This window comes from Rhizobium aouanii, from assembly GCF_037002925.1.
Classification (GTDB): domain Bacteria; phylum Pseudomonadota; class Alphaproteobacteria; order Rhizobiales; family Rhizobiaceae; genus Rhizobium; species Rhizobium aouanii.
The window spans coordinates 136,459-157,563 of the sequence record NZ_JBAMYD010000010.1 but is presented as its reverse complement, the minus strand read 5'-3'; the positions used below and the strand labels follow the sequence as shown (position 1 = coordinate 157,563).

The window sequence follows — 21,105 nt, the reverse complement described above, 5'->3', positions numbered from 1 at the left end:
GCAGTGCGCCACTGGGCCACATGCACTATGCGCGCGGATGCGCCCGATCATACACCTCGAGCAGCCGCGATGCATCGACGCCGGTATAGACCTGCGTTGTGGAAAGGCTGGCATGGCCGAGCAGTTCCTGGATGGTGCGCAGATCACCGCCGCCGGCAAGCAGATGGGTGGCGAAGGAGTGGCGCAGTGCATGCGGTGTCGCCGTCTCCGGCAGACCGAAGGCGCTGCGCATCTTCTGCATGGTGCGCTGGATGATCGCTGCCTGCAGCTTGCCGCCGCGGGCGCCGCGAAACAGCGGTTCTCCACTTTCCAGATGATATGGGCAGAGCGCCCGGTACTTCTCGACGGCATCGAAGACCACAGACAGCAGCGGCACCAGCCGCGTCTTGTTGCCCTTGCCGGTGATGCGCAGCGTCGTCGCGCCCTTCTGCAGGTCGGCGGGAGTAAGATCCAGCGCTTCGGAGATGCGCAGGCCGCAGCCGTAGAGCAGCGTCATGACAGCCGCGTCGCGCGCAGCAATCCAGGGTTCGTCATGGAGCTGGGCGGCGTCGCTGACGACGGTGATCGCCTGGGTGTCTGACAGCGGCTTGGGCAGTGATTTCGGCTGTTTCGGCGAGCGCACCGCGGCAGCGCCGGCGGCATTGACCAGGCCCTTCTTTTCGAGATGGCGCAGCAGCGAGCGAAGACCAGCGAGATTGCGGCCGAGCGATCGGGCGCCGGAGCCCTGCTTTCGCCGGGCCGCCAGGAAGGCGCGGAAATCGGCGGGGCGCAACTCCCTGATATCGCGGAGCGTCGCCGGGCCGGCAAGATGACCGGTCAGGAAGGTCAGAAACTGGCGGGTATCGCGCTCGTAGGCGTCGAGCGTGTGCTCGGAAAGACGGCGCTCCCGGGCGAGGTTTTCGAGCCACGCGGCCCGTTCCGCCATCAGGCGCTGATCGGCGATAACAAGCAGTTCGTTCACGTTGCGGGCCTTGATTTTGCCTTCAAGTCCGCCAATTTGGAGCAGGAACAGTTATGGAATTGCTAATGCCGGCCAAGCCTTTGTCATCCTTCGATCATATTCTACTGCGATAGCTTATACCCCATAGACAGGATCTTTCATGGCACGGCGCGATTCCATGACGGCTTTCGGACAGCTCGCGGAAGCGATCGCTCTCGTTTCACAGGGAAAGCCCGGTCATATCGTCGATACCCTGATTGCCGAACGCGGCCAGATGATCGTGAAGAATCCGCTCTGGCCGGTCATGCGGCCATTCCTCTATACGCTGCTGCGCTACAACAAGGCGCTGGAATTCGCCAATGCCGTCGCTAAAATGCCGGGCTTCCAGTCGTTCGAATATCTGAGCGACGTGCTGAAACTCGACATCGGCATCACCAATGGCGAACGCATTCCCGATACCGGCGGCTTCATCCTCGTCAGCAACCATCCGACCGGCATCGCCGACGGCGTTGCCGTGTTCGATCTTTTGAAGGCGCGACGGCCGGACATGATGTTCTTTGCCAATCGTGATGCCATCCGCGTCAATCCGCGCTTTGCCGAAATGATCATTCCCGTCGAATGGCGGGAGGAGCACAAGAGCAAGCTGAAAGCGCGCGAAACGCTGCAGCTGACCAACCATGCGGTGAAGGAAGGCAAGGCGACAGTGCTCTTTCCCTCAGGCCGCATCGCCTATTGGGCGAACGGCCGGCTGAATGAACGTCCGTGGAAGACTTCGGCCGTCGGGCTGGCGCGCAAATACAATCTGCCGATCCTTCCCGTCCATATGACCGCACGCAATTCCGGCCTGTTCTACTGGCTGGCGAAATGGTCGACGGAGCTTCGCGACATGACCGTGTTCCACGAACTGCTGAACAAACGTGGCGACCGCTTCGATTTCGTCATCGGCAACCTCATTCCGGCCGAACAGCTGGACGGCGACCTCAACGAGGTGACGAAGGCGCTGGAGAAACATACGGTGCATGACATGGCAGTCGATGGTGACGCGAGTTTCGTGCCGGTCGGCCTGCCGGTTGCGGCGACGCGCCGCGAGATTCCGGTTCCTGCAATCTAACCACCGGCATTGCCATGACGATCGATATCCGCCGGATCCGCGATCGGTTGCCGCAGGGGATCGCAGATCTTGAAAGCGAGGCCCGGCGGGAGGGCCATCGCCATGTCGCCCGCCTTATCGACGAATGGTCGGCCGGCGATAACAGGTTCGAACGTCACGGTGAAAGGCTGCTTGGCGCCTATGTCGATGACGCGCTCGTCGGCATCGGCGGGATGACCGTCGACCCCGCCATGTCAGGGGCGCTGCGGATGCGGCGTTTCTACATTCGTCCGGCAATGCGCGGGCGCGGCATCGGCCGGATGCTTGCCCTGGCTCTGCTCGACCATGCACGTTCCTGCTGCATCGTCGTCACCGTTCATGCGGGAAACGATGGTGCGGCGAAGTTCTGGGAGTCGCTCGGGTTTCAGCCCCACGGACGAGATGGACATACGCATCTGCTCGCGCTGCAGCACCATAGCGATGATCCAGCGGCTTCGGATTTGCGCCAGTGTGTTACGCCCCGATCTCCTTGAGGCGGATGGTCTGGCGCGCCAGCAAGCGCTCGACATCGGCAATATCCAGCGCCGAGAGCTTGGCGCCCGGCTTGCGCAGGGTGGCGGACTTGATCACACCGCGCTTGGCAAGCACATATTTGCGCGAGGCAAGACCGATACCCTGCTGCTGTTCGTAGCGGGCGAGCGGCAGATAGGCATCGAAGATCGCATGGGCGCGATCGGGATTTCCGGCGGCATAGGCCTCGACGACACCAACCATCATCTCCGGATAACAAAAACCGGTCATGGCGCCATCGGCGCCGCGGCCCATTTCTTCGGGCAGGAAAAGCCCGCCATTGCCGCAAAGGATGGAGATGCGCCGCATGGCGCCCTTGTCGCTGGCGGCGCGAAGTGCCGAGATCTTCGACAGACCCGGCCAATCCTCATGTTTGAGCATGACGCAGTTCGGTACCTCGTTGACGATGCGCTCGATGACCTTGGGCGCGATCGTCACATTGGTGGTGAGCGGATAATCCTGCAGCACGAAGGGCGTATCGCCGAGGGCCTCGCCGACCGACTGGTAGAAGGCGAAAGCCTGATCGTCGGTCTTAACGGTCCAGGGTGGCGCGACCATGACGCCGGCGGCGCCCCCGCCCATGACGGCTTCGGCGAGTTCGCTCATCGGCGCAAGCCCTGGCGCCGAAACGCCGACGACGACGGGAAGGCGCCCGTCGAGGCGTTTCAACACCCGTTCGACGACTATCCGCGATTCCTCGGCCGTCAGCTTCGGAGCCTCGCCGAGCTGACCAAGCACCGTCAGGCCGGTGACGCCGGCATCCTCATAGAAATCGACCATGCTGTCGATGCTGGCGAGATCGAGCGCGCCGTCATCGGTGAACGGGGTTACGGCGATCACATAGACGCCTTTGGCATCCTCAGTCAGTCTGGCCATTGGTGCTCTCCAATTCAGCGGCCGAAGAACAGCGCTTCGGCATTTCGAACAAAAATCTTTTCAGCAATCGCGGGGTCGTCGATGGCGGCCTGCATGGTCTCTACCAGCTCGGCGTCATCGGGCATGCCGTCCCACAATTCGGTGTGCGGCCAATCGCTGCCCCAGAGCAGCCTCTCCGCATGGCTGGCGGCAAGAGCGCAGGTGACCTCGGCAAAACCGTCGTAATTCACGTCCTTCGTCAGACGATAGGGCGCGGTGACTTTGACGTAGGCCTCGGCTCTGTCCATCAGTCTTTTCAGCGCATCGACATGCAATGATCTCGTCTCTCTGGCAAGCGGAATGAAGCCGAGATGGTCGATGACGATGGGCAGGCGGATGCCGGACAGCGTTGCCGCAATATCGGGAAGTTGTTCGGGATTGATCTGCAACTGCAGCGACCAGCCGAGAGGGGCAATGCTTTCCGCCAGTGTTCTGGCGGCGGCGAGTGGGAGGCCGCCCTTGTTGCGCGTATTGATCCGCACGCCGCGCACGCCGAGCCGGTCGAGCCGCTCTAGCTCGGTTTCTGCGGTTTCGGGATCGATGACGACGATGCCGCGCAGACGATCTGGATAGGCGGCCAGCGCCTCGAGCAGCACCCTGTTGTCGAGGCCATAGACGCTTGGCTGCACCAATACGCCCCTGGCGATGCCGAGGCTGCCGGAGAATTCGATCCAGTCGGCAATCGTCGCGATGTCAGGCGTGTAGCTGCGTGGGGTGTTGAGCCGAGCGCCGGCGCGAAAGACGTGGAAATGCGTATCGACCGTGCCTTGCGGCAGTGCGGCCCGCGGCAGCCGGGTCAACGGCCGGCGGGGCAGGCAAAGCGGTGCCTCCATATCAGCGGCGCTCATCGCGCGTCGAGCTCCTCGCTTTGCAGGAAGTCGAAGTCGGCGCCTTCGTCAGCCTGGAGCACGCGCTCCTGGTAGAGCTTGGCATAGCCGCGCGCCGGGGCCGGGGAGGGGCGATTGACGACATCAAGCATGCGGCGATCGAATTCTGCCTGGTCGATATCGAGATCGATACGCCGGCCCTCGACGTCGAGGCGAATGCGATCGCCGGTGCGGACGATCGCCAGAGGGCCGCCATCGGCCGCCTCAGGCGCGATATGGAGGATGATCGTGCCGAAGGCCGTGCCGCTCATGCGGGCATCGGAAACCCGCACCATGTCCTTCACACCCTGCCGCGCGAGCTTGCGGGGGATGGGTAGATAGCCGGCTTCCGGCATGCCGGGCGCACCCTTTGGCCCGGCATTGCGCAGAACCAGAACGTCATCGGCATGGACGTCGAGATCGTCGCTGTCGATGCGCAGCGTCAAATCCTCGACGGAATCGAAGACCACCGCGCGTCCGATATGCTGGAGCAGTTCCTTGGAGGCAGCCGATTGTTTGATGACGGCGCCGCGCGGCGCAAGATTGCCGTACAGGACGGCGATCGTTCCGATCGGCTTCAACGGTTTCTCGACGGTGCGGATGATGGTCTGGCCCGGTTCGTCGACGACATCGTCGATGATTTCGCCGATCGTTCTGCCGTAGACCGTCGGGGCGCTGCCGTCGATTTCATGGCGCACCGCCTTCAACAGAGCCGGGACGCCGCCCGCCTCGTGGAACTGCTCCATATAATGCTGGCCGGAGGGCTGCAGGTCGACGAGCAGGGGAATGCTTCGGCCCAGCCGGTCGAGTTCGGCCATGTCGAGGCGCAGGCCGAGGCGGCCGGTGATTGCGGCAAGATGGACGACGGCATTGGTCGAGCCGCCCATCGCCTGCAGCGCGACGAGACCGTTGCGGATTGCTTGCGGCGTCAGGATATCGCGCACCGTCGGGGCAGCCTCATCCATGGCGAGACGCGCGGCGACACGGCCCGTCTCCTCGGCAAGGCGGACCCGTTCGGATTCGACGGCGGGCGCCGAACCGGCGCGAGGGAGGCAGAGACCCATGACTTCGGTGAGGTTCGCCATGGTGCTCGCGGTGCCCATCACCGTGCAGGTGCCGATCGAGCTGGCCAGCTTATTGTTGACCTCGGCGATCTCGGCCTCGTCGATCTCTCCGGCGCGGAAGCGTCCCCAGAAGCGGCGGCAATCCGTACAGGCGCCAAGCCGTTCGCCCTTGTGGTGGCCGACGGCCATCGGGCCGGTCGGCAGGAAGATCGCCGGTATCTCGCTGCTGGCGGCCGCCATGATCTGGGCCGGCAGGGTCTTGTCGCAGCCGCCGATCAGGACGACGGCATCCATCGGCTGGGCGCGGATCATCTCTTCCGTTTCCATCGCCATCAGATTGCGCAGATACATCGAGGTCGGCGAGGCAAAGCTCTCGTGGATCGAGATCGTCGGAAACACCATGGGCATCGCACCCGCCAGCATCACGCCGCGTTTGGTTGCCTCGATGAGTAGCGGCACATTGCCGTGACAGGGATTGAAATCACTGTAGGTATTGGCGATGCCGACGATCGGACGGTCGAGCGCATCGTCCGAATAACCCATGGCCTTGATGAATGCTTTGCGCAGGAAAAGGGAGAATCCCTGATCGCCATAACTCGTCAGCTTGCGGCGAAGACCGTTCGACAAACTTGTTCCTCCCTCGCCAAATTGATCCATGGCCGTGGTGTCAGCGTAGAGGGATACGGCAGATTGTCAATAAATAAGATGGTGTCACTGTATCGTATTTTTGGACTTCTTCGGCGATCACCATAAAATATAATGAAAATATCCGCAATTCGCGCTTTCGTTCGAAAATCAGATGATTTGGCTTTTGCAAGGAAGCAGGGTAGATTATTGATAAAATGGGATTGAATGCAGAGGAAGCGCGATGATGGGAACGGGACGACGGCGTATCGGCATTGTCGGTGCCGGCTGGGTTAGTGCCTACCATCTGCCTGCATGGATGCGGCAATCGGAAAGAGCTGAGGTCGTGGCGATTGTCGACCCGTCGCCGAGCGCCATCGAAGCCCGGCTTGCCGCCTTCGATATCGCGCGCAATTATGCGAGCGTGCAGGCGATGCTGGATGCCGAGCAGCTCGATGCCGTTGATATCTGCGCGCCGCGGGAATTCCATGTCGAACTGGTCCGGCTGGCGGCGGCAAAGGACCTCGACATCATCTGCCAGAAGCCGCTCGCGCCCTCCTACGGCGAGGCGGTCGACCTGCTGGCAAGCCTTTCCGGCAGGGGCAGGCTGATGATCCACGAGAACTGGCGGTTCCGCGCTTATTATCGGCGGCTGAAGGCGTGGCTCGACGAGGGGCTTGCCGGCGAGATCCGGCAGGTGCAGTTCGAATTCCTGTCCAGCGGCATGATCGCGGATGCGGAGGGAAAGAGACCGGCGCTGGTGCGCCAGCCGTTCTTCCGGACGCAGCAGCGATTGCTGGTCATGGAGGTCATGATCCATCATCTCGATACGCTAAGATATCTTCTGGGCGAGATGGAGGTGGTCAATGCCCGGCTTGAGAGGAGCAATCGGGATATCGTCGCGGAGGATGTCGCAAGCGTCGTCCTGCGCCGGACGAGCGATGGCGTCCTCGTCACCATCAATGCCAATCTCGCCGTGCATGGCGCGCCGCCGTCGCCGCGCGATCATCTACGCATCTTCGGGACGCGCGGCACGCTCGAACTGAACGGCAATCTGCTCTCGGCCGAGGGTGCGCGGCAGCGCCGGGAAAGCTTCGATCCTGACGAGACCTACCAGGGCGCCTATGACGCGACCATTGCGCATTTCCTCGACAGCCTCGATGGAAAGGTGGCGATGGAGACATCGCCGGGCGATAACATCAAAACGCTTGCTCTTGTCGAGGATATCTATCGCCTGAGCCGGTTCGACCCAGAACGCAATCCACTGTAACATGGCCCGCCGTTAGAGCGCCGCGCGTCCGGCAGGACGCGCTAAGGACGCTCTACCACATTAAATTGGCGCATAATCCTTTTCCGAAAATCGACTTCGATTTTCGGGGTTATGCTTCAGAGGAGATGACATTTGCAGACGCTCAACGAAAGCCGCGAAGACGGCATCGAGCATGATGATCTAAGCATTGCCCGCGCGCTGGAGGAAGACATCATTTTCGGGCGGCTAGCGCCTGGAACCCGCCTGACCGAAGACACGCTTCTTGCCCGCTTTCACGTCACGCGCCATTTCGCCCGGCAGGCGATCGTGCAGCTCGAGACTATGGGCATCGTGGTTCGGGAGCGCAACAAGGGGGCGACGGTCCGTTCGCTGACGGCTCGCCAGGTCCAGGAAATCTACGACGTTCGGGAATTGCTGCAACGGCAGGCAGCATTGTGGATAAAACTGCCGGCGCCCGAGGCATTGATCGAGGAACTGCTGGCGCTGCACGAGGAGCATGGCCGCCATATCGAATCCGGCTATCTGAGGGGTGTGCACGAGGCCAACGACAAATTCCATCTGACGCTCTTCGGCGCCTGCGGCAATACGCATCTCGTGCAATCGATCGAGCTCTATATGCGGCTCAGCCTGCCGGTGCGCGCCAATTCGATGTCGAGCAAGGAATCGCTGCGCATCTCGCACGAACATCACCGGCTGATGATCGAGATGCTGCGCGGTGGGGATAACTGGGTTCTCGCCCAGCTCTGCGTCGACCATCTGCAGCCGAGCAAGAAACGTTATCTTGCCTTTGTCAGCGAGAATTGACCGGTCGTTTGAAAGGGAGCGCAATCATTCGATTGCGCTCCCTTCGCCTACCGGCTCACCAATCGAGGCGCAGGAGAGACACGCCCTGACGCGGTAGGGAGACCCTGAGGGCGATCTTGCCGTCATCGACCTTGACCCACGTCTGACCGTCGATCTCGGCGAGCTTTCCCGAGGCTTCCAGTCTGGCATAGTCTTCGCCGGCCGGATTCTGCGGCTTGCCCATCGCTTTCCAGACGCCGAAGGCGTTGGAATGCTCCTCGTCCATCCTGAAATGCCTGAGCGAGGCGGACTTGTCGCCCCAGCCGTCGAGATTGACCGTGATGTCTGCGGACGGCCCGGCTTCATCATCGTCGTGGTAGTGCCAGACGAGAATGGATACTCCCTTGTCGTCGCGGGTCGCCACGACGTTGACATCGGGCTTGCCGCGAACGCCATGGCTCATGATATCTTCGATATCACGGCGATAATCGCTTGCCGATTCCAGCCATTCGCCGCCGAGTTTGCCGAGCATGCGGAAGCCGTTGAGGACAGCCTTGTCGACGCCGTTGGTGGCAAGATCGCGGAAGCCGTCGAAGTAGGGCTGGTCGTCGAAGAGGAAGGCCCAGGTGACCGCGCCTTCGATATGGATGTTGGCGCGTCTTGCTAGCTCATAGGTGCGGATCATGCTTTCCACGACATAGACTCCGTAGAGCGGGCCGTTGCGATAGCCGTTCTGCGGATGGACGCGTGCGGAGCAGGCCGCACAGCCTTCCGGATCGGATTCGCCGATCACCACGGGCAGGTGGCGGAGTTCCGGAAATTCGTTGATGATGGCAAGGTTCGTCTCGATGTCGCGGAGCTGCTTGTGCAGGCCCATCCGCACGTGACCCTCGTAGATCACGGGATTGCCCTTGGCGTGGAAGGCGAGGAAATCGATCGGCGACTTGTTGTCGACCACGTGCTTGAGGAAGGCGCGCAGAAAGGTTTGGGCTTTTTCATTGGCAAAGGCGCCGCAGGTGTGCGGCCCGCCGACGCGGGCCTTCGGAAGCACGCGCTTCAAGGCCTTGGCGCTGACGTCATACATTTCGCAAAATTGCGGGATGGTGCCGGTCCAATAGTGGCCGTCCGGCTCGTTCCAGACTTCCCATGGCCAGCTTGAAACGACGTCCTCACCATATCTTTCGGCCAGATGGCGCGCCCATGCTTCGATCAGGTCGCCCCATTTCTTCAGGTCCGTCGGCGGGGCCGTCCAGCCGGTGGTGATCGTTGCGTATTTGTCAGCCGGTTCCCATTGGTGGCGATAAGGGCCGTCGAAGTCGGAGAGCGCTTCGGGCGTGAAGCCGATCTGAATCAGCGGAATGTTGCCGGCTTCGACATAGGTGTCGAAGATCTTGTCGATGATTGTCCAGTCGTAGACCGGATTGCCGTTCGCATCCTCGGTATAGGCATTGGTCGAACCCCATTTGAGGGCAGGCAGGCCATCGCCGCTGGTCAGAAGATTGTGCGCGCGGATGCGGGGCGGCTCGGGGCTGAGCTCTGTCAGTTCCTTGAGCAGCTTCCTGCCGTGCGGGGAGTAAGTGTAGTTCGGCTCGTCGTATCCGAACCAGTTCCATAAGGGTTCGTATTTGCCGGTCGGGCGGTTGGCGTGAACGGAGATTGTCACGTCATAGGGGCTGCTCATCCTAGTGTCCTCTTGAGCGGTCATGCCAAAGCCTCCTCCCGAAAGCAGCTGACCTGTCTGGTGATGAAGTGCGGCCTCTTGGGAGGGGCGCCGCGCTCGCCGCAAAAGCTAAGCGAAATGCTCATTTTGTCAATAATATAAAAAGTCGATCATCGCCACGCGGCAAAAAAGCCTGAAAATGCGCTATTTTTTACGACTGACAAAATTATCAGTTGCCGTTTCTCAAAAAATTGTCGATAACTATGGCGTGAGTTCGCCCGCCGCCGAGGAGTGCATGTGTCCCTGCGGCACGCGCAGGTAGGGGTTCGCTGGACGCCATCGTCAATTGCTTACGGGAAGCGCTCGCCGTGGCGAGTTGAGGAGGAGGAACATCCGATGAAGTTCCGTAAATATGCAGCCATTGCCTTGTTGTCTCTCATGGCCCTTCCGGCATTTGGGCAGGATTTCATTGCCGGCATACCGCGCAACGAAACGCTGATCATCCAGGGCACGCCGCAGCAGAATGCCGACTGGTTCAACGTCTGGGCTCCGGGCGGTGGGGCGGCGGCAAACCTCAACGGCCTGCAGCAGCTGACCACCGATACGCTGTGGTTCATCAATCCCGAGGGCGGCAAGGATGCCTGGCAGAATGCGCTGGCCAGCGAACCGCCGAGCTACAACGCCGATTTCACCGAGATGACGGTGAAATTGCGCAAGGGCATCTTCTGGAGCGACGGCGTCGAATTCACCAGCGACGACGTGGTCTATACCGTGCAGACTCAGATCGATCATCCCGGCATGGCCTGGAGCGCGCCCTTCACCGTCAATGTCGCGAGCATCGAAAATCCGGATCCGCAGACGGTCGTCTTCCATCTGAAGAAACCGAACTCACGTTTCCACACGCTTTTCACCGTGCGTTGGAATGCCGCCTGGATCATGCCGAAGCACGTCTTCGAGAAGGCCGCAGATCCGCTGTCCTTCAGTAACAACCCGCCGGTTTCGCTCGGCCCCTACCAGCTGCAGAGCTATGACAAGGGCGGCAACTGGACGATCTGGAAGCTGCGCGACGACTGGCAGCGCACGTCGATCGGTCTGGCTGCGGCACAGGCGCCCGAGGTCAAATACGTCGTCTATCGTGCGGCCGGCAATCCGGAAGCTCGCGTCATCGAACAGCGCAACCACAATCTCGACGTCATCAACGACATGGCGCCCGAGGGCATGTTCTCGATCATGCGCGACAGCAAGACCACAGCCTCCTGGCTAAAGGGCTTCCCGTTTGCGCATCCGGACCCGACGCTGCCTTCCGTTCTCTTCAATACGAAGAAGGCGCCCTTCGACAACAAGGACGTGCGCTGGGCTCTCGCTCTGCTGATCGATATCCGTGAAGTGGCGCTCGGCTCCTACCGCGGCGCGGCGAATATCGCCGCCCTTGCCACGCCGCCGACGGGTTCTGCCCCAGACGATTATTACGCACCGATGCAGGACTGGCTGACGAATTTCGAGCTCGACACCGGGTCTCGCAAGATCAAGCCCTACGATCCGAACATCTCGGCGCAGATCGCCAATATGGTGCGCGGCCAATGGGCCGATCAGATCCCGACCGATCCGGCCAAGCTGCAGCGCACATTCGGCTTCGGCTGGTGGAAGAAGGACGTTGAGGCTGCAACCGAGCTGCTGCAGAAGGCAGGCTTCAAGAAAAGCGGCCGACAGTGGGTGAAGCCTGACGGCACGCCCTTTGCGATCCGCCTGCAGGTGGAAGGCGATGCCATCCCGACGCTTGCCCGCGCCGGCACGGTGATCGCCCAGCAATGGACGCAAGCCGGCATCGCCACCAAGGTCGATGTCGCCGGCCCGACCAATGGCCAGCGCCTCAGCACCGGCGACTTCGAGGCGGCGATCTACTGGAGCATCGAGACCTGGGGCGGTCATCCCGACCTCTCCTTCTTCCTCGACAGCTATCATTCGGAGTTCATCAAGCCGGTCGGGCAGATCCAGCCGCCGCGCAATCTGCAGCGCTGGCAGGATCCGCGTCTCGACCAGATCATCGAGCGCAATCGGTCGATCGCCTTCGATTCGCCCGATGTCGCCAAGCTCGGCCAGGACTTCCTGAAGCTTGCCGTCGAGGAAATGCCGATGATCCCGCTGATGGCCTACAACAAGTTCGCACCCCTCGATACGACCTATTGGACCAACTATCCGAGCGCCGACAATCCCTATTCGGCCTCGGGTCCGAACTGGTCGAACATTCGCTACATGGTGGTCGGGCTGAAGGCCAATCCCGATGCGCCGAAGCCTTGATCGAGGCACAACAAAGGAAACAGCCGGCCGCCGGCTGTTTCCGTTCTGCTATTGAAGGGTCGATGTCATGAACGGCTTTCTGATCTATGCGGCAAAACGCTTTCTGCAATTTCTCTTCGTGGTCTTCACCGGCATCACGCTGGCCTTCCTGATCGCGCATTTTTCGCCGGTCGATCCGATCGAGCAGACCGTGTCGCTGTTGACGAGCTTCGGCTCCACCGATCCGCAGGCCGTCGAAATCCTCCGCGAATCGCTACGCGAGCTCTACGGCACCGGCGGCCCGCTGCTGGAGCAGTATTTCACCTTCTGGGGCCGTGTCCTGACCGGCGATTTCGGCCCGTCGCTTTCGTCTTTTCCGACTCCGGTGATGACCGTTATCGGCCGGGCACTGCCCTGGACCGTCGGGCTTCTGACGCTCGCAACGATCATTTCCTGGATTATCGGCAATTTTCTCGGCGCGCTTGCCGGCTATTTCCGCAGCAGCAAGCTGCTGAAGGTTACCGGTGTCGTCATCATGGCGCTGCAGCCGATCCCGACCTACATCATCGGTCTCAGCCTGGTGATCCTCTTCGGTTTCATCTGGCCGATCCTGCCGATCAGCGACGGCGCGCAGGTCAATCTCGCGCCGGCCTTCAACTGGGCCTTCATCAGCTCGGTGATCGAACACGGCATCCTGCCGGCCCTGACCCTCGTGCTTGTCGGCATCGGCGGCTGGTTCATCTCGATGCGCTCGCTGGTTTCGAACATCGTCACCGACGACCACGTCGTCTATGCCGAACTTGGCGGCGTGCGCTCGCGCAGCATCTTTTCGCAATATGTGGCGCGCAACGCCATGCTGCCGCAGGTCACCGGCCTGGCACTCAGTCTCGGCAACGTCTTCGGCGGCGCCGTCATCGTCGAGTTCGTCTTCAATTATCCCGGGATCGGCAAGCTTCTGATCTCCGGCATCTATTCCGGCGATTACAGCCTCGTGCTCGGTGTCACCACAATCGCCATCATCGCGGTTGCGGCCGCAGTCTTCGTGATCGACATCATCTATCCGCTGATCGATCCACGCGTGAAACTGGGATAATCCGCGATGTTCAAAGTCCTCAGAGATCTGCTGCGCTACAACAAGGAGTTCCTGCTCGGAACCATCCTGATCTCTATCATTCTGGCGCTGATCGCGGCGTCGTTCTTCTCGCCCTATGACGAGAATGCCATCTATGTGGTTGCGCCCGACATGCCGCCTTCGGCCGAATTCTGGCTCGGCACTACCTCGCGTGGCCAGGAGGTTTTCTGGCAGATCGCCGCCTCGATGCGCAATACGCTGTTCTTCGGCATCATCGTCGCCTTCGTCAGCCGCATCATCGCCATCGCCGTCGGGCTGATCTCCGGCTATATCGGTGGGCGAACCGACCAGATCATCATGGCGGTCAACGATACGCTCGGCGCATTGCCGAACATTCCTATCCTGCTGCTTCTGGTCTTCGTGCTTCGCGACCAGATGACGTGGTTCATGCTGGCGATCACCGCAGCGCTGCTCGGATGGACGCATGACAGCCGCCTGATCCGTTCGGTCGCCCTGTCTCTCCGTCAGCGGGAATTCACCCGGCACGCGGTCTTCTCGGGCATGCGCACACGGCAGATCCTCATCCGCGAACACCTGCCCTATGTCATGCCGATCGTCTTCTTCACGACGATGAACAACATGATCTGGGCGATCGGCCTCGAGGTAACGCTCTCGGTGCTCGGATTTTCCGACATCAACCGGCCGACGATCGGCGGCATGATCTACTGGGCCAATGCGCATTCCGCGATGGTATCGGGCATATGGTGGTGGGTCGCCTTTCCGATGCTCTTTGTCGTCATCCTCTTCCTCGGCCTGTTCATGCTCGCCATGTCGGTGAACGAATATATCGACCCGCGCTCGCGGCTCGCCCGCATGGGAGCTTGAGGAGATGCAGAACCTGATGAGGACGCAGCCTTTGACCCTTGCCGAAAACGCCATGGACGCACTGACGATCGACGGGCTGAAATGCTATTACGTCAACGACTATTTCGGTGTGCGGCGGGAAATCCGCGCGGTCGACGATATCAGCCTGACCATCCGCAAGAACGAGATCTACGGCATTGCCGGCGAATCCTCGAGCGGCAAGACATCGCTGATCAAGACGCTTGCCGGCGCCATCCGTCCGCCGATGCGCGTCGTCGGCGGAACGGTGAAATTCAATTTTGCCGACGGGCCGATCGATGTCTATGGCGAACCGGCGAAGATGAAGGCGGCACGCTGGCGCCACCTTTCCTATATCATGCAGGGCTCGATGAACGTGCTGAACCCGGTCAGAAGGGTCAAACACGCCTTCACCGATTTCGCCTCCCGCCATATGAACCTCGATCCCGCCGCCTTCCGCGCGCGCGTCGAGGCGCATCTTGCCAGGCTGCATCTCGATCCGCATGTGCTCGAGGCCTTTCCGCACCAGCTTTCGGGCGGCATGCGCCAGCGTCTGACGATTGCTCTCGCCACTGTCTGCGAGCCGGAATTCATCATCGCCGACGAGCCGACGACGGCGCTCGACGTGCTCGTGCAGCAGGACGTTCTGGCGCTGATCAAGGAAGTGCAGGCCCGCATGCAATCCTCCGTCATCTTCGTGACCCACGACATGTCGGTGCATGCCGCCATCACCGACCGGCTGGCCATCATGTATGCGGGACGGCTGGCGGAGGAGGGGCCGACGCAGGCGATCTTCGACAATCCCCAGCATCCCTATACCGTTCACCTGATAGGCAGCCTGCCGCGCATCGGCGACGTCTCGACGCGGAAGAGCCTCAGGGGCAAGCCGCCGGCACTTTCGAATCCGCCTTCGGGATGTCGTTTCCATCCGCGCTGTCCGATCGCGATCGACAAATGCGCACGTGAAGTGCCGGCCATGCTGCCGAGCGCCACGGGAGGGCGGGTCGCATGCTTCCGTGCCGGGGAGTACCAGATCCAATGAGCAGCCATTTCCTTCTCGAACTCGATCATGTGACCAAGCTCTTTCCGATCGGCGGTTTCTTCTCGCGCGAAAAGATGAAGGCGGTCGACGATGTCAGCTTTGCGCTCAGAGCCGATAAGCCCGAGATATTCACGATCGTCGGCGAATCCGGCTCCGGAAAATCGACGCTGGCGAAGATGATCCTCGGCAGCGAAAAGGCCGATCGAGGCAGCATTCATTTCGACGGTACGGATGTGAAGGCGGTGCGTTCCCGCAGGGATCGCGAGGCTTTCATGGCCAAGGTCCAGCCGGTCTTCCAAAATCCGTTCGAAGCTTTCAATCCGCTGACGCGGATCGACGAGTATCTGCTGGCCACCGCCCATCGCTTCAAGGGAGCAAAGAGCCGCGCCGAGAAAGAGGTGCTTGCCGACGTTGCCCTCCAACGCGTCGGCCTGTCGATGGCGGAGATAAAAGGCCGCTTCTCGCACGAGCTTTCAGGCGGCCAATTGCAGCGCATCGCGGTTGCCCGTGCGCTGATACCCGAGCCGAAGCTGATCGTGGCGGACGAGCCGGTGTCGATGGTCGACGCATCGCTTCGTATGTCGATCGTCAATCTCTTCCGCGATCTGCGCGATGCGCTCAATGTCTCGATCGTCTACATCACCCATGATCTTGCGACCGCCTATTATATTTCCGACCGCGTTGTGATCATGCGCAAGGGCGTGGTGGTGGAGAGCGGCGATGCCAGGGACGTGCTCGAACATCCGAAACACGCCTATTCGATCGCGTTGAAGGACGCTGTCCTGCCGCCCAATCCGCGCGAGGCATCGGCGATCCTGCGACTGCGGCAGCGCAACGCCGAGACAAGTGAAGCCACTTCCGGCAGTGGCGACCGCCTTGCCAGGTGAAGCGCAATTCCTGACCTTCACTGTTTAAATCGTCGAGACGACCCGGAACGCGTCGCTCAGTCTTTGCGGTTCCAATTCCGTCAATTTGCGGGCATGGTCTCGCGCGATGAGCACAGATTCGTCCGATCTCTTTGGCGCGCTTTTCGAGGCACCGCCCGCGAACCGAACGGTTCCCGTGCTGGTGCCGATGCCGGCGCCAAAACCCTATTCCTATTCGGTGCCGGATGGCATGGCGGTCGAGCCCGGCTCGGTCGTGCAGGTGCCGCTCGGGCCGCGGCAGGTGATCGGCGTCGTCTGGGACGGCGGCGAGGACGGCGTCGATCCGAAGAAGCTTCGGCCGATCAGCCATGTCTTCGATTGCCCGCCGCTTGCCAGGGAGATGCGGGATTTCATCGACTGGGTGGCGACTTATACGCTCTCGCCGCCCGGCCTCGTCGCGCGCATGGCGCTACGGGCACCGAACGCCTTCGAACCGGAACCGATGGTGGAAGGATTGAAGCTCGTCGGCGGCGAACCGGAGCGGATGACGCCGGCGCGCGCCCGGGTCCTTGATACCGCCTCCGACGGCTTTTCATGGACACGCAGCGGCCTTGCCCATGCGGCGGGTGTCTCGGCGAGTGTCGTCGACGGGCTGATCACGCTCGGCATTTTCGAGGCGATATTCCTGCCGCCGCCGCCGGTCGTTGCGATGCCGGATCCGGATTTTGCCGCAGCACGTCTCGAAGGGCCGCAGAAGCAGGCGGCCGAAGAGATCGTTTCCGATGTCCGCAAGGGTGAATTTTCGGTGTCGCTGATCGATGGGGTAACCGGCTCCGGCAAGACCGAGGTTTATTTCGAGGCGATTGCCGAGACGCTGAAACGTGGCAAGCAGGTGCTGATCCTGCTGCCGGAGATCGCGCTGACGGCCAGTTTCATGGAGCGCTTTCAGGACCGCTTCGGGGCAAAGCCTGCCGAATGGCATTCCGATCTTGCGCCGCGTATGCGCGAAAAGGTCTGGCGCCAGGCGGTGACCGGCGAAGTGCGGGTGGTGGCGGGCGCGCGCTCGGCGCTCTTCCTGCCCTTCGAGGATCTCGGCCTGATCATCGTCGACGAGGAACATGATCCCGCCTACAAGCAGGAGGATCGCGTCTTCTACAATGCTCGCGATATGGCCGTCGTGCGCGGCCGTATCGGAAATTTTCCCGTTATTCTGGTGTCGGCGACACCGTCGGTCGAAAGCCAGGTCAACGGGCAAAGCGGACGCTACAGCACCGTCCACCTGCCGACGCGTTTCGGCGATGCGGCGATGCCGGACCTGCATCTGGTCGATATGCGCAGGCACGCGCCGGAGCGGGGCGGCTTCCTGTCGCCGGTGCTGATCCGGGCGATCGGCAAGACGGTGGAAAAGCGCGAACAGGCGCTGCTCTTTCTCAACCGGCGCGGTTATGCGCCACTGACGCTCTGCCGGGTCTGCGGCCACCGGTTCCAATGCCCGCAATGTTCGAGCTGGCTGGTGGAGCATCGCTTCCGCAAACAGCTGCAATGCCATCAATGCGGCCATGCCGAGCGCACGCCGGAGGCGTGCCCGGAATGCGGCACACTCGACCATCTCGTCGCCTGCGGGCCGGGCGTCGAGCGCATCGCCGAGGAGGTGGAACGGCATTTTCCGGAGGCGCGGACGATCGTTCTCTCCTCGGATATCATGGGCGGGGTGAAGCGGCTGCGGCTGGAGCTGGAAGCGATCGCCAAGGGCGAGGCCGATATCGTCATCGGCACCCAGCTTGTCGCCAAGGGCCACAACTTTCCGCTGATGACGCTGGTCGGCATCGTCGATGCCGATCTCGGCCTTGCCAATGGCGACCCGCGCGCGGCCGAGCGTACCTTCCAGCTGTTGTCGCAGGTGACCGGCCGGGCCGGGCGCACCGGCCTCAAGAGCCATGGGTTGCTGCAGACCTATCAGCCGCAGCATCCTGTCATGCAGGCAATTGTTTCCGGCGATTCCGACGCTTTCTACGAGCGCGAGATCACCGAACGCGAACGCGCCCTGTTGCCGCCCTTCGGCAGGCTCGCCTCGATCATCGTTTCGGCTGAAACCCGTCACGACGCCGAAAACCATGCGCGCGCCATGCGCAGCGCCGCACCGCAGGTGTCGGGCATCTCGGTGCTCGGTCCGGCCGAAGCGCCGCTTGCGCTGGTGCGCGGCCGCCATCGCTTCCGTCTTTTGGTCCACGGCCGGCGGAACTCGGACATGCAGGGGTTTTTACGGGCGATGCTGTCGCAATCGCCCAAGGAGCGCGGATCGGTGCAGGTGCAGCTCGATATCGATCCGCAGAGTTTTCTCTAAATCAAATGACGCCGCCATTCCCTCCTTTTTGTGCCCATGCCATAAAACACTGATTCATCCGGTGATTTGGGGCTGACGCATGGAGTTTTACTTTCCGACCGAGCTTGGCGAGCAGCTGGCCTTTTGCTCCGCCGCTTTCACGGCGCTCGCCGGCTTCATCATGATGTTCGCGCCGGGCCAGACTTTCCGTCTTCTCGGTCTGCAGGCGCAGGAGGGGCGGCCGGAAGGCTTCGGCGAGGGGCGCTCGATGGGCGGTTTCTATCTCGGCTTCGGGCTGTCGGCGATCATGCTCGCCCAGGATTGGATCTACATGGCGCTCGGCGCCTCCTTCGCGATGGCTGCCTTTGCCCGTGTCATCTCGATCCTGTCCGATAAGGGGAGTAATCTCGTCAACTATTTACTCCTGGTTGTGCAGATCGCTTTGGCCGCGCTACCGCTGCTCTACGTTTTCGGCTTCACCCAGACGTGACTCTTGCTGCCGGCAGATGGCTTCTTCGGCCTGCTTTCAGGCCATTGCGCGATTTTGCAGACAGAAATTCATGTGAAAGGCGTATTCGGGCATTACGCGTGTTGCGAGTCCGAACATCCTATGTTAGACGGACCCCGAATTTCGGAAGAAGCAAGAGGCTTCTCTTGTGATTTCTGGGGGAAATCAAAACGAATTCAAGATCATAGGTTCGGCGCCCGCCGAGAGCCGGATTTTGGGTTGAAATCAGGGAAATTTGTGCCAGTGGCAGACACGTCCCAGCTTACTTCTGGTGTTGCAGAACGCTATGCCTCGTCGCTTTTCGAACTGGCGCTCGAGCAGGGCGCCGTCGATAGCGTCACCGCCGATCTTGACCATTTCCAGGCGATGCTGGATGAGAGCGCCGACCTGAAGCGCTTCGTTGCAAGCCCGGTTTTTTCCGCTGAAGACCAGCTGAAGGCGATCGTCGCCATCAGCGAGAAGGCCGGCATCAGCGGTTTCTTCGCCAATTTCCTGAAGGTCGTGGCGCGCAACCGCCGCCTGTTCGCCCTGCCGGGCATGATCAAGGCCTTCCGCATCATCGCCGCGAACCATCGCGGTGAAATCTCCGCCGAGGTCACCTCGGCGCATGCGCTTTCGCAAGCGCAGGAAACCGAATTGAAGGTGGCACTCAAGAGCGTTACCGGCAAAGACGTGACGATTGCCGTCACGGTTGATCCGTCAATTCTTGGTGGTCTGATCGTGAAGGTCGGGTCCCGTCAGATTGATACGTCTCTTCGTACCAAACTCTCTACCCTTAAGCTCGCATTGAAAGAGGTTGGCTGATGGATATCCGCGCCGCGGAAATTTCCGCAATTCTCAAAGACCAGATTAAAAATTTCGGCAAAGAGGCAGAAGTCTCGGAAGTCGGCCAGGTTCTCTCCGTCGGTGACGGTATCGCTCGTGTCTATGGTCTGGACAATGTCCAGGCCGGTGAAATGGTCGAGTTCCCGGGCGGCATCCGCGGCATGGCTCTAAACCTCGAATCCGACAATGTCGGCGTCGTCATCTTCGGCTCCGACCGTGACATCAAGGAAGGCGACACCGTCAAGCGGACCGGCGCCATCGTTGACGTTCCGGTTGGTCCCGAACTGCTCGGCCGCGTCGTCGACGCGCTCGGCAATCCGATCGACGGCAAGGGCCCGATCAACGCGACGCGCCGTTCGCGCGTCGACGTCAAGGCTCCCGGCATCATTCCGCGCAAGTCGGTCCATGAGCCGATGTCGACCGGCCTTAAGGCCATCGACGCGCTGATCCCGGTCGGCCGCGGCCAGCGCGAGCTGGTCATCGGTGACCGCCAGACCGGCAAGACCGCGATCCTTCTCGATGCCTTCCTCAACCAGAAGGCCATTCACGACAACGGTCCGGAAGGCGAAAAGCTTTACTGCGTCTACGTCGCCGTCGGCCAGAAGCGTTCGACCGTCGCCCAGTTCGTCAAGGTGCTCGAAGAGCGCGGCGCGCTGAAGTATTCGATCATCGTTGCCGCCACCGCTTCCGATCCGGCGCCGATGCAGTTCCTGGCTCCATTTGCCGGCTGCGCCATGGGCGAATATTTCCGGGACAACGGCATGCATGCGCTGATCGGTTACGACGACCTGTCCAAGCAGGCCGTATCCTACCGCCAGATGTCGCTGCTGCTGCGCCGCCCGCCGGGCCGCGAAGCCTATCCGGGCGACGTTTTCTACCTGCACTCCCGCCTGCTCGAGCGCGCTGCGAAGATGAACGACGACAAGGGCGCCGGTTCGCTGACCGCTCTGCCGGTCATCGAAACGCAGGGCAACGACGTGTCGGCCTTCATTCCGACCAACGTCATCTCGATCACCGACGGCCAGATCTTCCTTGAAACCGACCTGTTCTATCAGGGTATCCGCCCGGCCGTGAACGTCGGTCTGTCGGTTTCCCGCGTCGGCTCGTCGGCACAGATCAAGGCGATGAAGCAGGTTGCCGGCTCGATCAAGGGCGAACTCGCCCAGTATCGCGAAATGGCCGCCTTCGCCCAGTTCGGGTCGGACCTCGACGCTGCGACGCAGCGCCTGCTGAACCGCGGCGCACGCCTGACCGAACTCCTGAAGCAGCCGCAGTTCTCGCCGCTGAAGACGGAAGAGCAGGTCGCCGTGATCTTTGCTGGCGTCAACGGCTATCTCGACAAGCTGCCGGTCGCTTCGGTCGGCAAGTTCGAGCAGGGCTTCCTCTCATATCTGCGTTCGGAAGGCTCCGCCATCCTCGACGCGATCCGCACGGAAAAGGCAATCAGCGACGATACCAAGGGCAAGCTCACCGCTGCTCTCGATAGCTTCGCAAAGTCTTTCTCGTAATCAGGCCCTAAGTTAGGACG

The 21,105-nt window shown here is 61.4% G+C and carries 18 protein-coding genes; 13 read left to right on the top strand and 5 right to left on the bottom strand.

The features are described from left to right. Positions 1-25: 25 nt before the first annotated feature. The gene (locus V8P77_RS18865; protein ID WP_335913765.1) at positions 26-961 is read right to left on the bottom strand and encodes a tyrosine recombinase XerC; all 936 of its coding nucleotides are present in this window, start codon (positions 959-961) and stop codon (positions 26-28) included. Positions 962-1,100: 139 nt separating this feature from the next. Here V8P77_RS18865 and V8P77_RS18860 point away from each other — a divergent pair, with 139 nt between their 5' ends. Continuing rightward, positions 1,101-2,051 carry a GNAT family N-acetyltransferase gene (locus V8P77_RS18860; protein WP_025396281.1) on the top strand — a complete coding sequence of 317 codons (951 nt, stop codon included), beginning with the start codon at positions 1,101-1,103 and terminating at the stop codon, positions 2,049-2,051. A gap of 14 nt (positions 2,052-2,065) precedes the next feature. Then, the gene (locus V8P77_RS18855) at positions 2,066-2,563 is read left to right on the top strand and encodes a GNAT family N-acetyltransferase (protein ID WP_335913764.1); all 498 of its coding nucleotides are present in this window, start codon (positions 2,066-2,068) and stop codon (positions 2,561-2,563) included. Here the strand turns inward: V8P77_RS18855 and V8P77_RS18850 are convergent. The 3 genes from V8P77_RS18850 to V8P77_RS18840 are packed head-to-tail and all read right to left on the bottom strand — an operon-like array spanning position 2,544 to position 6,072. Continuing rightward, positions 2,544-3,476, bottom strand: coding sequence for a dihydrodipicolinate synthase family protein (locus tag V8P77_RS18850; RefSeq protein WP_335913763.1), 933 nt, complete (start codon positions 3,474-3,476; stop codon positions 2,544-2,546). The two genes, V8P77_RS18855 and V8P77_RS18850, sit on opposite strands and share 20 nt — an antisense overlap. Before the next feature lie 14 nt (positions 3,477-3,490). Next, positions 3,491-4,363, bottom strand: coding sequence for an amidohydrolase family protein (locus tag V8P77_RS18845; protein ID WP_335913762.1), 873 nt, complete (start codon positions 4,361-4,363; stop codon positions 3,491-3,493). Next, positions 4,360-6,072 (bottom strand): IlvD/Edd family dehydratase, encoded by a 1,713-nt coding sequence (locus tag V8P77_RS18840; RefSeq protein ID WP_335913761.1) that lies wholly within the window; start codon positions 6,070-6,072, stop codon positions 4,360-4,362. The genes V8P77_RS18845 and V8P77_RS18840 overlap by 4 nt, the downstream gene beginning before the upstream one ends. 241 nt (positions 6,073-6,313) lie before the next feature. Between V8P77_RS18840 and V8P77_RS18835 the strand changes: the two genes are divergently transcribed. Both V8P77_RS18835 and V8P77_RS18830 read left to right on the top strand, forming a co-directional pair. Then, positions 6,314-7,339 (top strand): Gfo/Idh/MocA family protein, encoded by a 1,026-nt coding sequence (locus tag V8P77_RS18835; protein ID WP_335913760.1) that lies wholly within the window; start codon positions 6,314-6,316, stop codon positions 7,337-7,339. Between the two features lie 132 nt (positions 7,340-7,471). After that, on the top strand, positions 7,472-8,143 hold the full coding sequence (locus V8P77_RS18830) for a GntR family transcriptional regulator (protein WP_221956933.1): 672 nt from the start codon (positions 7,472-7,474) through the stop codon (positions 8,141-8,143). Positions 8,144-8,198: 55 nt separating this feature from the next. On the opposite strand, the gene V8P77_RS18825 is transcribed toward V8P77_RS18830, so the two are convergent. Beyond that, positions 8,199-9,827: a GH39 family glycosyl hydrolase gene (locus tag V8P77_RS18825; RefSeq protein ID WP_335913759.1), complete on the bottom strand. Its 1,629-nt coding sequence runs from the start codon at positions 9,825-9,827 to the stop codon at positions 8,199-8,201. 351 nt (positions 9,828-10,178) lie between these two features. On the opposite strand from V8P77_RS18825, the gene V8P77_RS18820 reads away from it, so the two are divergent. From V8P77_RS18820 to atpA, 9 genes are all read left to right on the top strand, one after another. Beyond that, positions 10,179-12,080, top strand: a complete 1,902-nt coding sequence (locus tag V8P77_RS18820; RefSeq protein ID WP_335913758.1) for an ABC transporter substrate-binding protein — start codon at positions 10,179-10,181, stop codon at positions 12,078-12,080. Positions 12,081-12,147: 67 nt separating this feature from the next. Continuing rightward, complete coding sequence (locus tag V8P77_RS18815; protein ID WP_335913757.1) at positions 12,148-13,152, top strand: ABC transporter permease; 1,005 nt, start codon at positions 12,148-12,150, stop codon at positions 13,150-13,152. A gap of 6 nt (positions 13,153-13,158) precedes the next feature. Continuing rightward, positions 13,159-14,016: an ABC transporter permease gene (locus V8P77_RS18810; RefSeq protein WP_222259274.1), complete on the top strand. Its 858-nt coding sequence runs from the start codon at positions 13,159-13,161 to the stop codon at positions 14,014-14,016. Between the two features lie 4 nt (positions 14,017-14,020). Beyond that, positions 14,021-15,055, top strand: a complete 1,035-nt coding sequence (locus tag V8P77_RS18805; RefSeq protein ID WP_335913756.1) for an ABC transporter ATP-binding protein — start codon at positions 14,021-14,023, stop codon at positions 15,053-15,055. Beyond that, on the top strand, positions 15,052-15,942 hold the full coding sequence (locus V8P77_RS18800; protein ID WP_335913755.1) for an ABC transporter ATP-binding protein: 891 nt from the start codon (positions 15,052-15,054) through the stop codon (positions 15,940-15,942). Before V8P77_RS18805 ends, V8P77_RS18800 begins: the two co-directional genes overlap by 4 nt. Positions 15,943-16,048: 106 nt before the next feature. After that, positions 16,049-18,265, top strand: a complete 2,217-nt coding sequence (locus V8P77_RS18795) for a primosomal protein N' (protein ID WP_335913754.1) — start codon at positions 16,049-16,051, stop codon at positions 18,263-18,265. A gap of 79 nt (positions 18,266-18,344) precedes the next feature. Then, the gene (locus V8P77_RS18790) at positions 18,345-18,734 is read left to right on the top strand and encodes an AGROH133_08824 family phage infection protein (RefSeq protein WP_027666861.1); all 390 of its coding nucleotides are present in this window, start codon (positions 18,345-18,347) and stop codon (positions 18,732-18,734) included. 255 nt (positions 18,735-18,989) lie between these two features. Beyond that, on the top strand, positions 18,990-19,556 hold the full coding sequence (locus V8P77_RS18785; protein ID WP_012759251.1) for a F0F1 ATP synthase subunit delta: 567 nt from the start codon (positions 18,990-18,992) through the stop codon (positions 19,554-19,556). Then, positions 19,556-21,085 carry a F0F1 ATP synthase subunit alpha gene (gene atpA / locus V8P77_RS18780; RefSeq protein ID WP_003589851.1) on the top strand — a complete coding sequence of 510 codons (1,530 nt, stop codon included), beginning with the start codon at positions 19,556-19,558 and terminating at the stop codon, positions 21,083-21,085. Before V8P77_RS18785 ends, atpA begins: the two co-directional genes overlap by 1 nt. The last annotated feature ends 20 nt before the right edge of the window (positions 21,086-21,105 follow it).

Bases quoted from the DNA above. Each gene is read 5' to 3' on its own strand.
- V8P77_RS18805 (WP_335913756.1), top strand. From the start codon at position 14,021: ATGCAGAACCTGATGAGGACGCAGCCTTTGACCCTTGCCGAAAACGCC.
- V8P77_RS18825 (WP_335913759.1), bottom strand. From the start codon at position 9,827: ATGACCGCTCAAGAGGACACTAGGATGAGCAGCCCCTATGACGTGACA.
- V8P77_RS18800 (WP_335913755.1), top strand. From the start codon at position 15,052: ATGAGCAGCCATTTCCTTCTCGAACTCGATCATGTGACCAAGCTCTTT.
- atpA (WP_003589851.1), top strand. From the start codon at position 19,556: ATGGATATCCGCGCCGCGGAAATTTCCGCAATTCTCAAAGACCAGATT.
- V8P77_RS18835 (WP_335913760.1), top strand. From the start codon at position 6,314: ATGATGGGAACGGGACGACGGCGTATCGGCATTGTCGGTGCCGGCTGG.
- V8P77_RS18855 (WP_335913764.1), top strand. From the start codon at position 2,066: ATGACGATCGATATCCGCCGGATCCGCGATCGGTTGCCGCAGGGGATC.
- V8P77_RS18820 (WP_335913758.1), top strand. From the start codon at position 10,179: ATGAAGTTCCGTAAATATGCAGCCATTGCCTTGTTGTCTCTCATGGCC.
- V8P77_RS18795 (WP_335913754.1), top strand. From the start codon at position 16,049: ATGAGCACAGATTCGTCCGATCTCTTTGGCGCGCTTTTCGAGGCACCG.
- V8P77_RS18850 (WP_335913763.1), bottom strand. From the start codon at position 3,476: ATGGCCAGACTGACTGAGGATGCCAAAGGCGTCTATGTGATCGCCGTA.
- V8P77_RS18815 (WP_335913757.1), top strand. From the start codon at position 12,148: ATGAACGGCTTTCTGATCTATGCGGCAAAACGCTTTCTGCAATTTCTC.
- V8P77_RS18845 (WP_335913762.1), bottom strand. From the start codon at position 4,363: ATGAGCGCCGCTGATATGGAGGCACCGCTTTGCCTGCCCCGCCGGCCG.
- V8P77_RS18790 (WP_027666861.1), top strand. From the start codon at position 18,345: ATGGAGTTTTACTTTCCGACCGAGCTTGGCGAGCAGCTGGCCTTTTGC.
- V8P77_RS18810 (WP_222259274.1), top strand. From the start codon at position 13,159: ATGTTCAAAGTCCTCAGAGATCTGCTGCGCTACAACAAGGAGTTCCTG.
- V8P77_RS18860 (WP_025396281.1), top strand. From the start codon at position 1,101: ATGGCACGGCGCGATTCCATGACGGCTTTCGGACAGCTCGCGGAAGCG.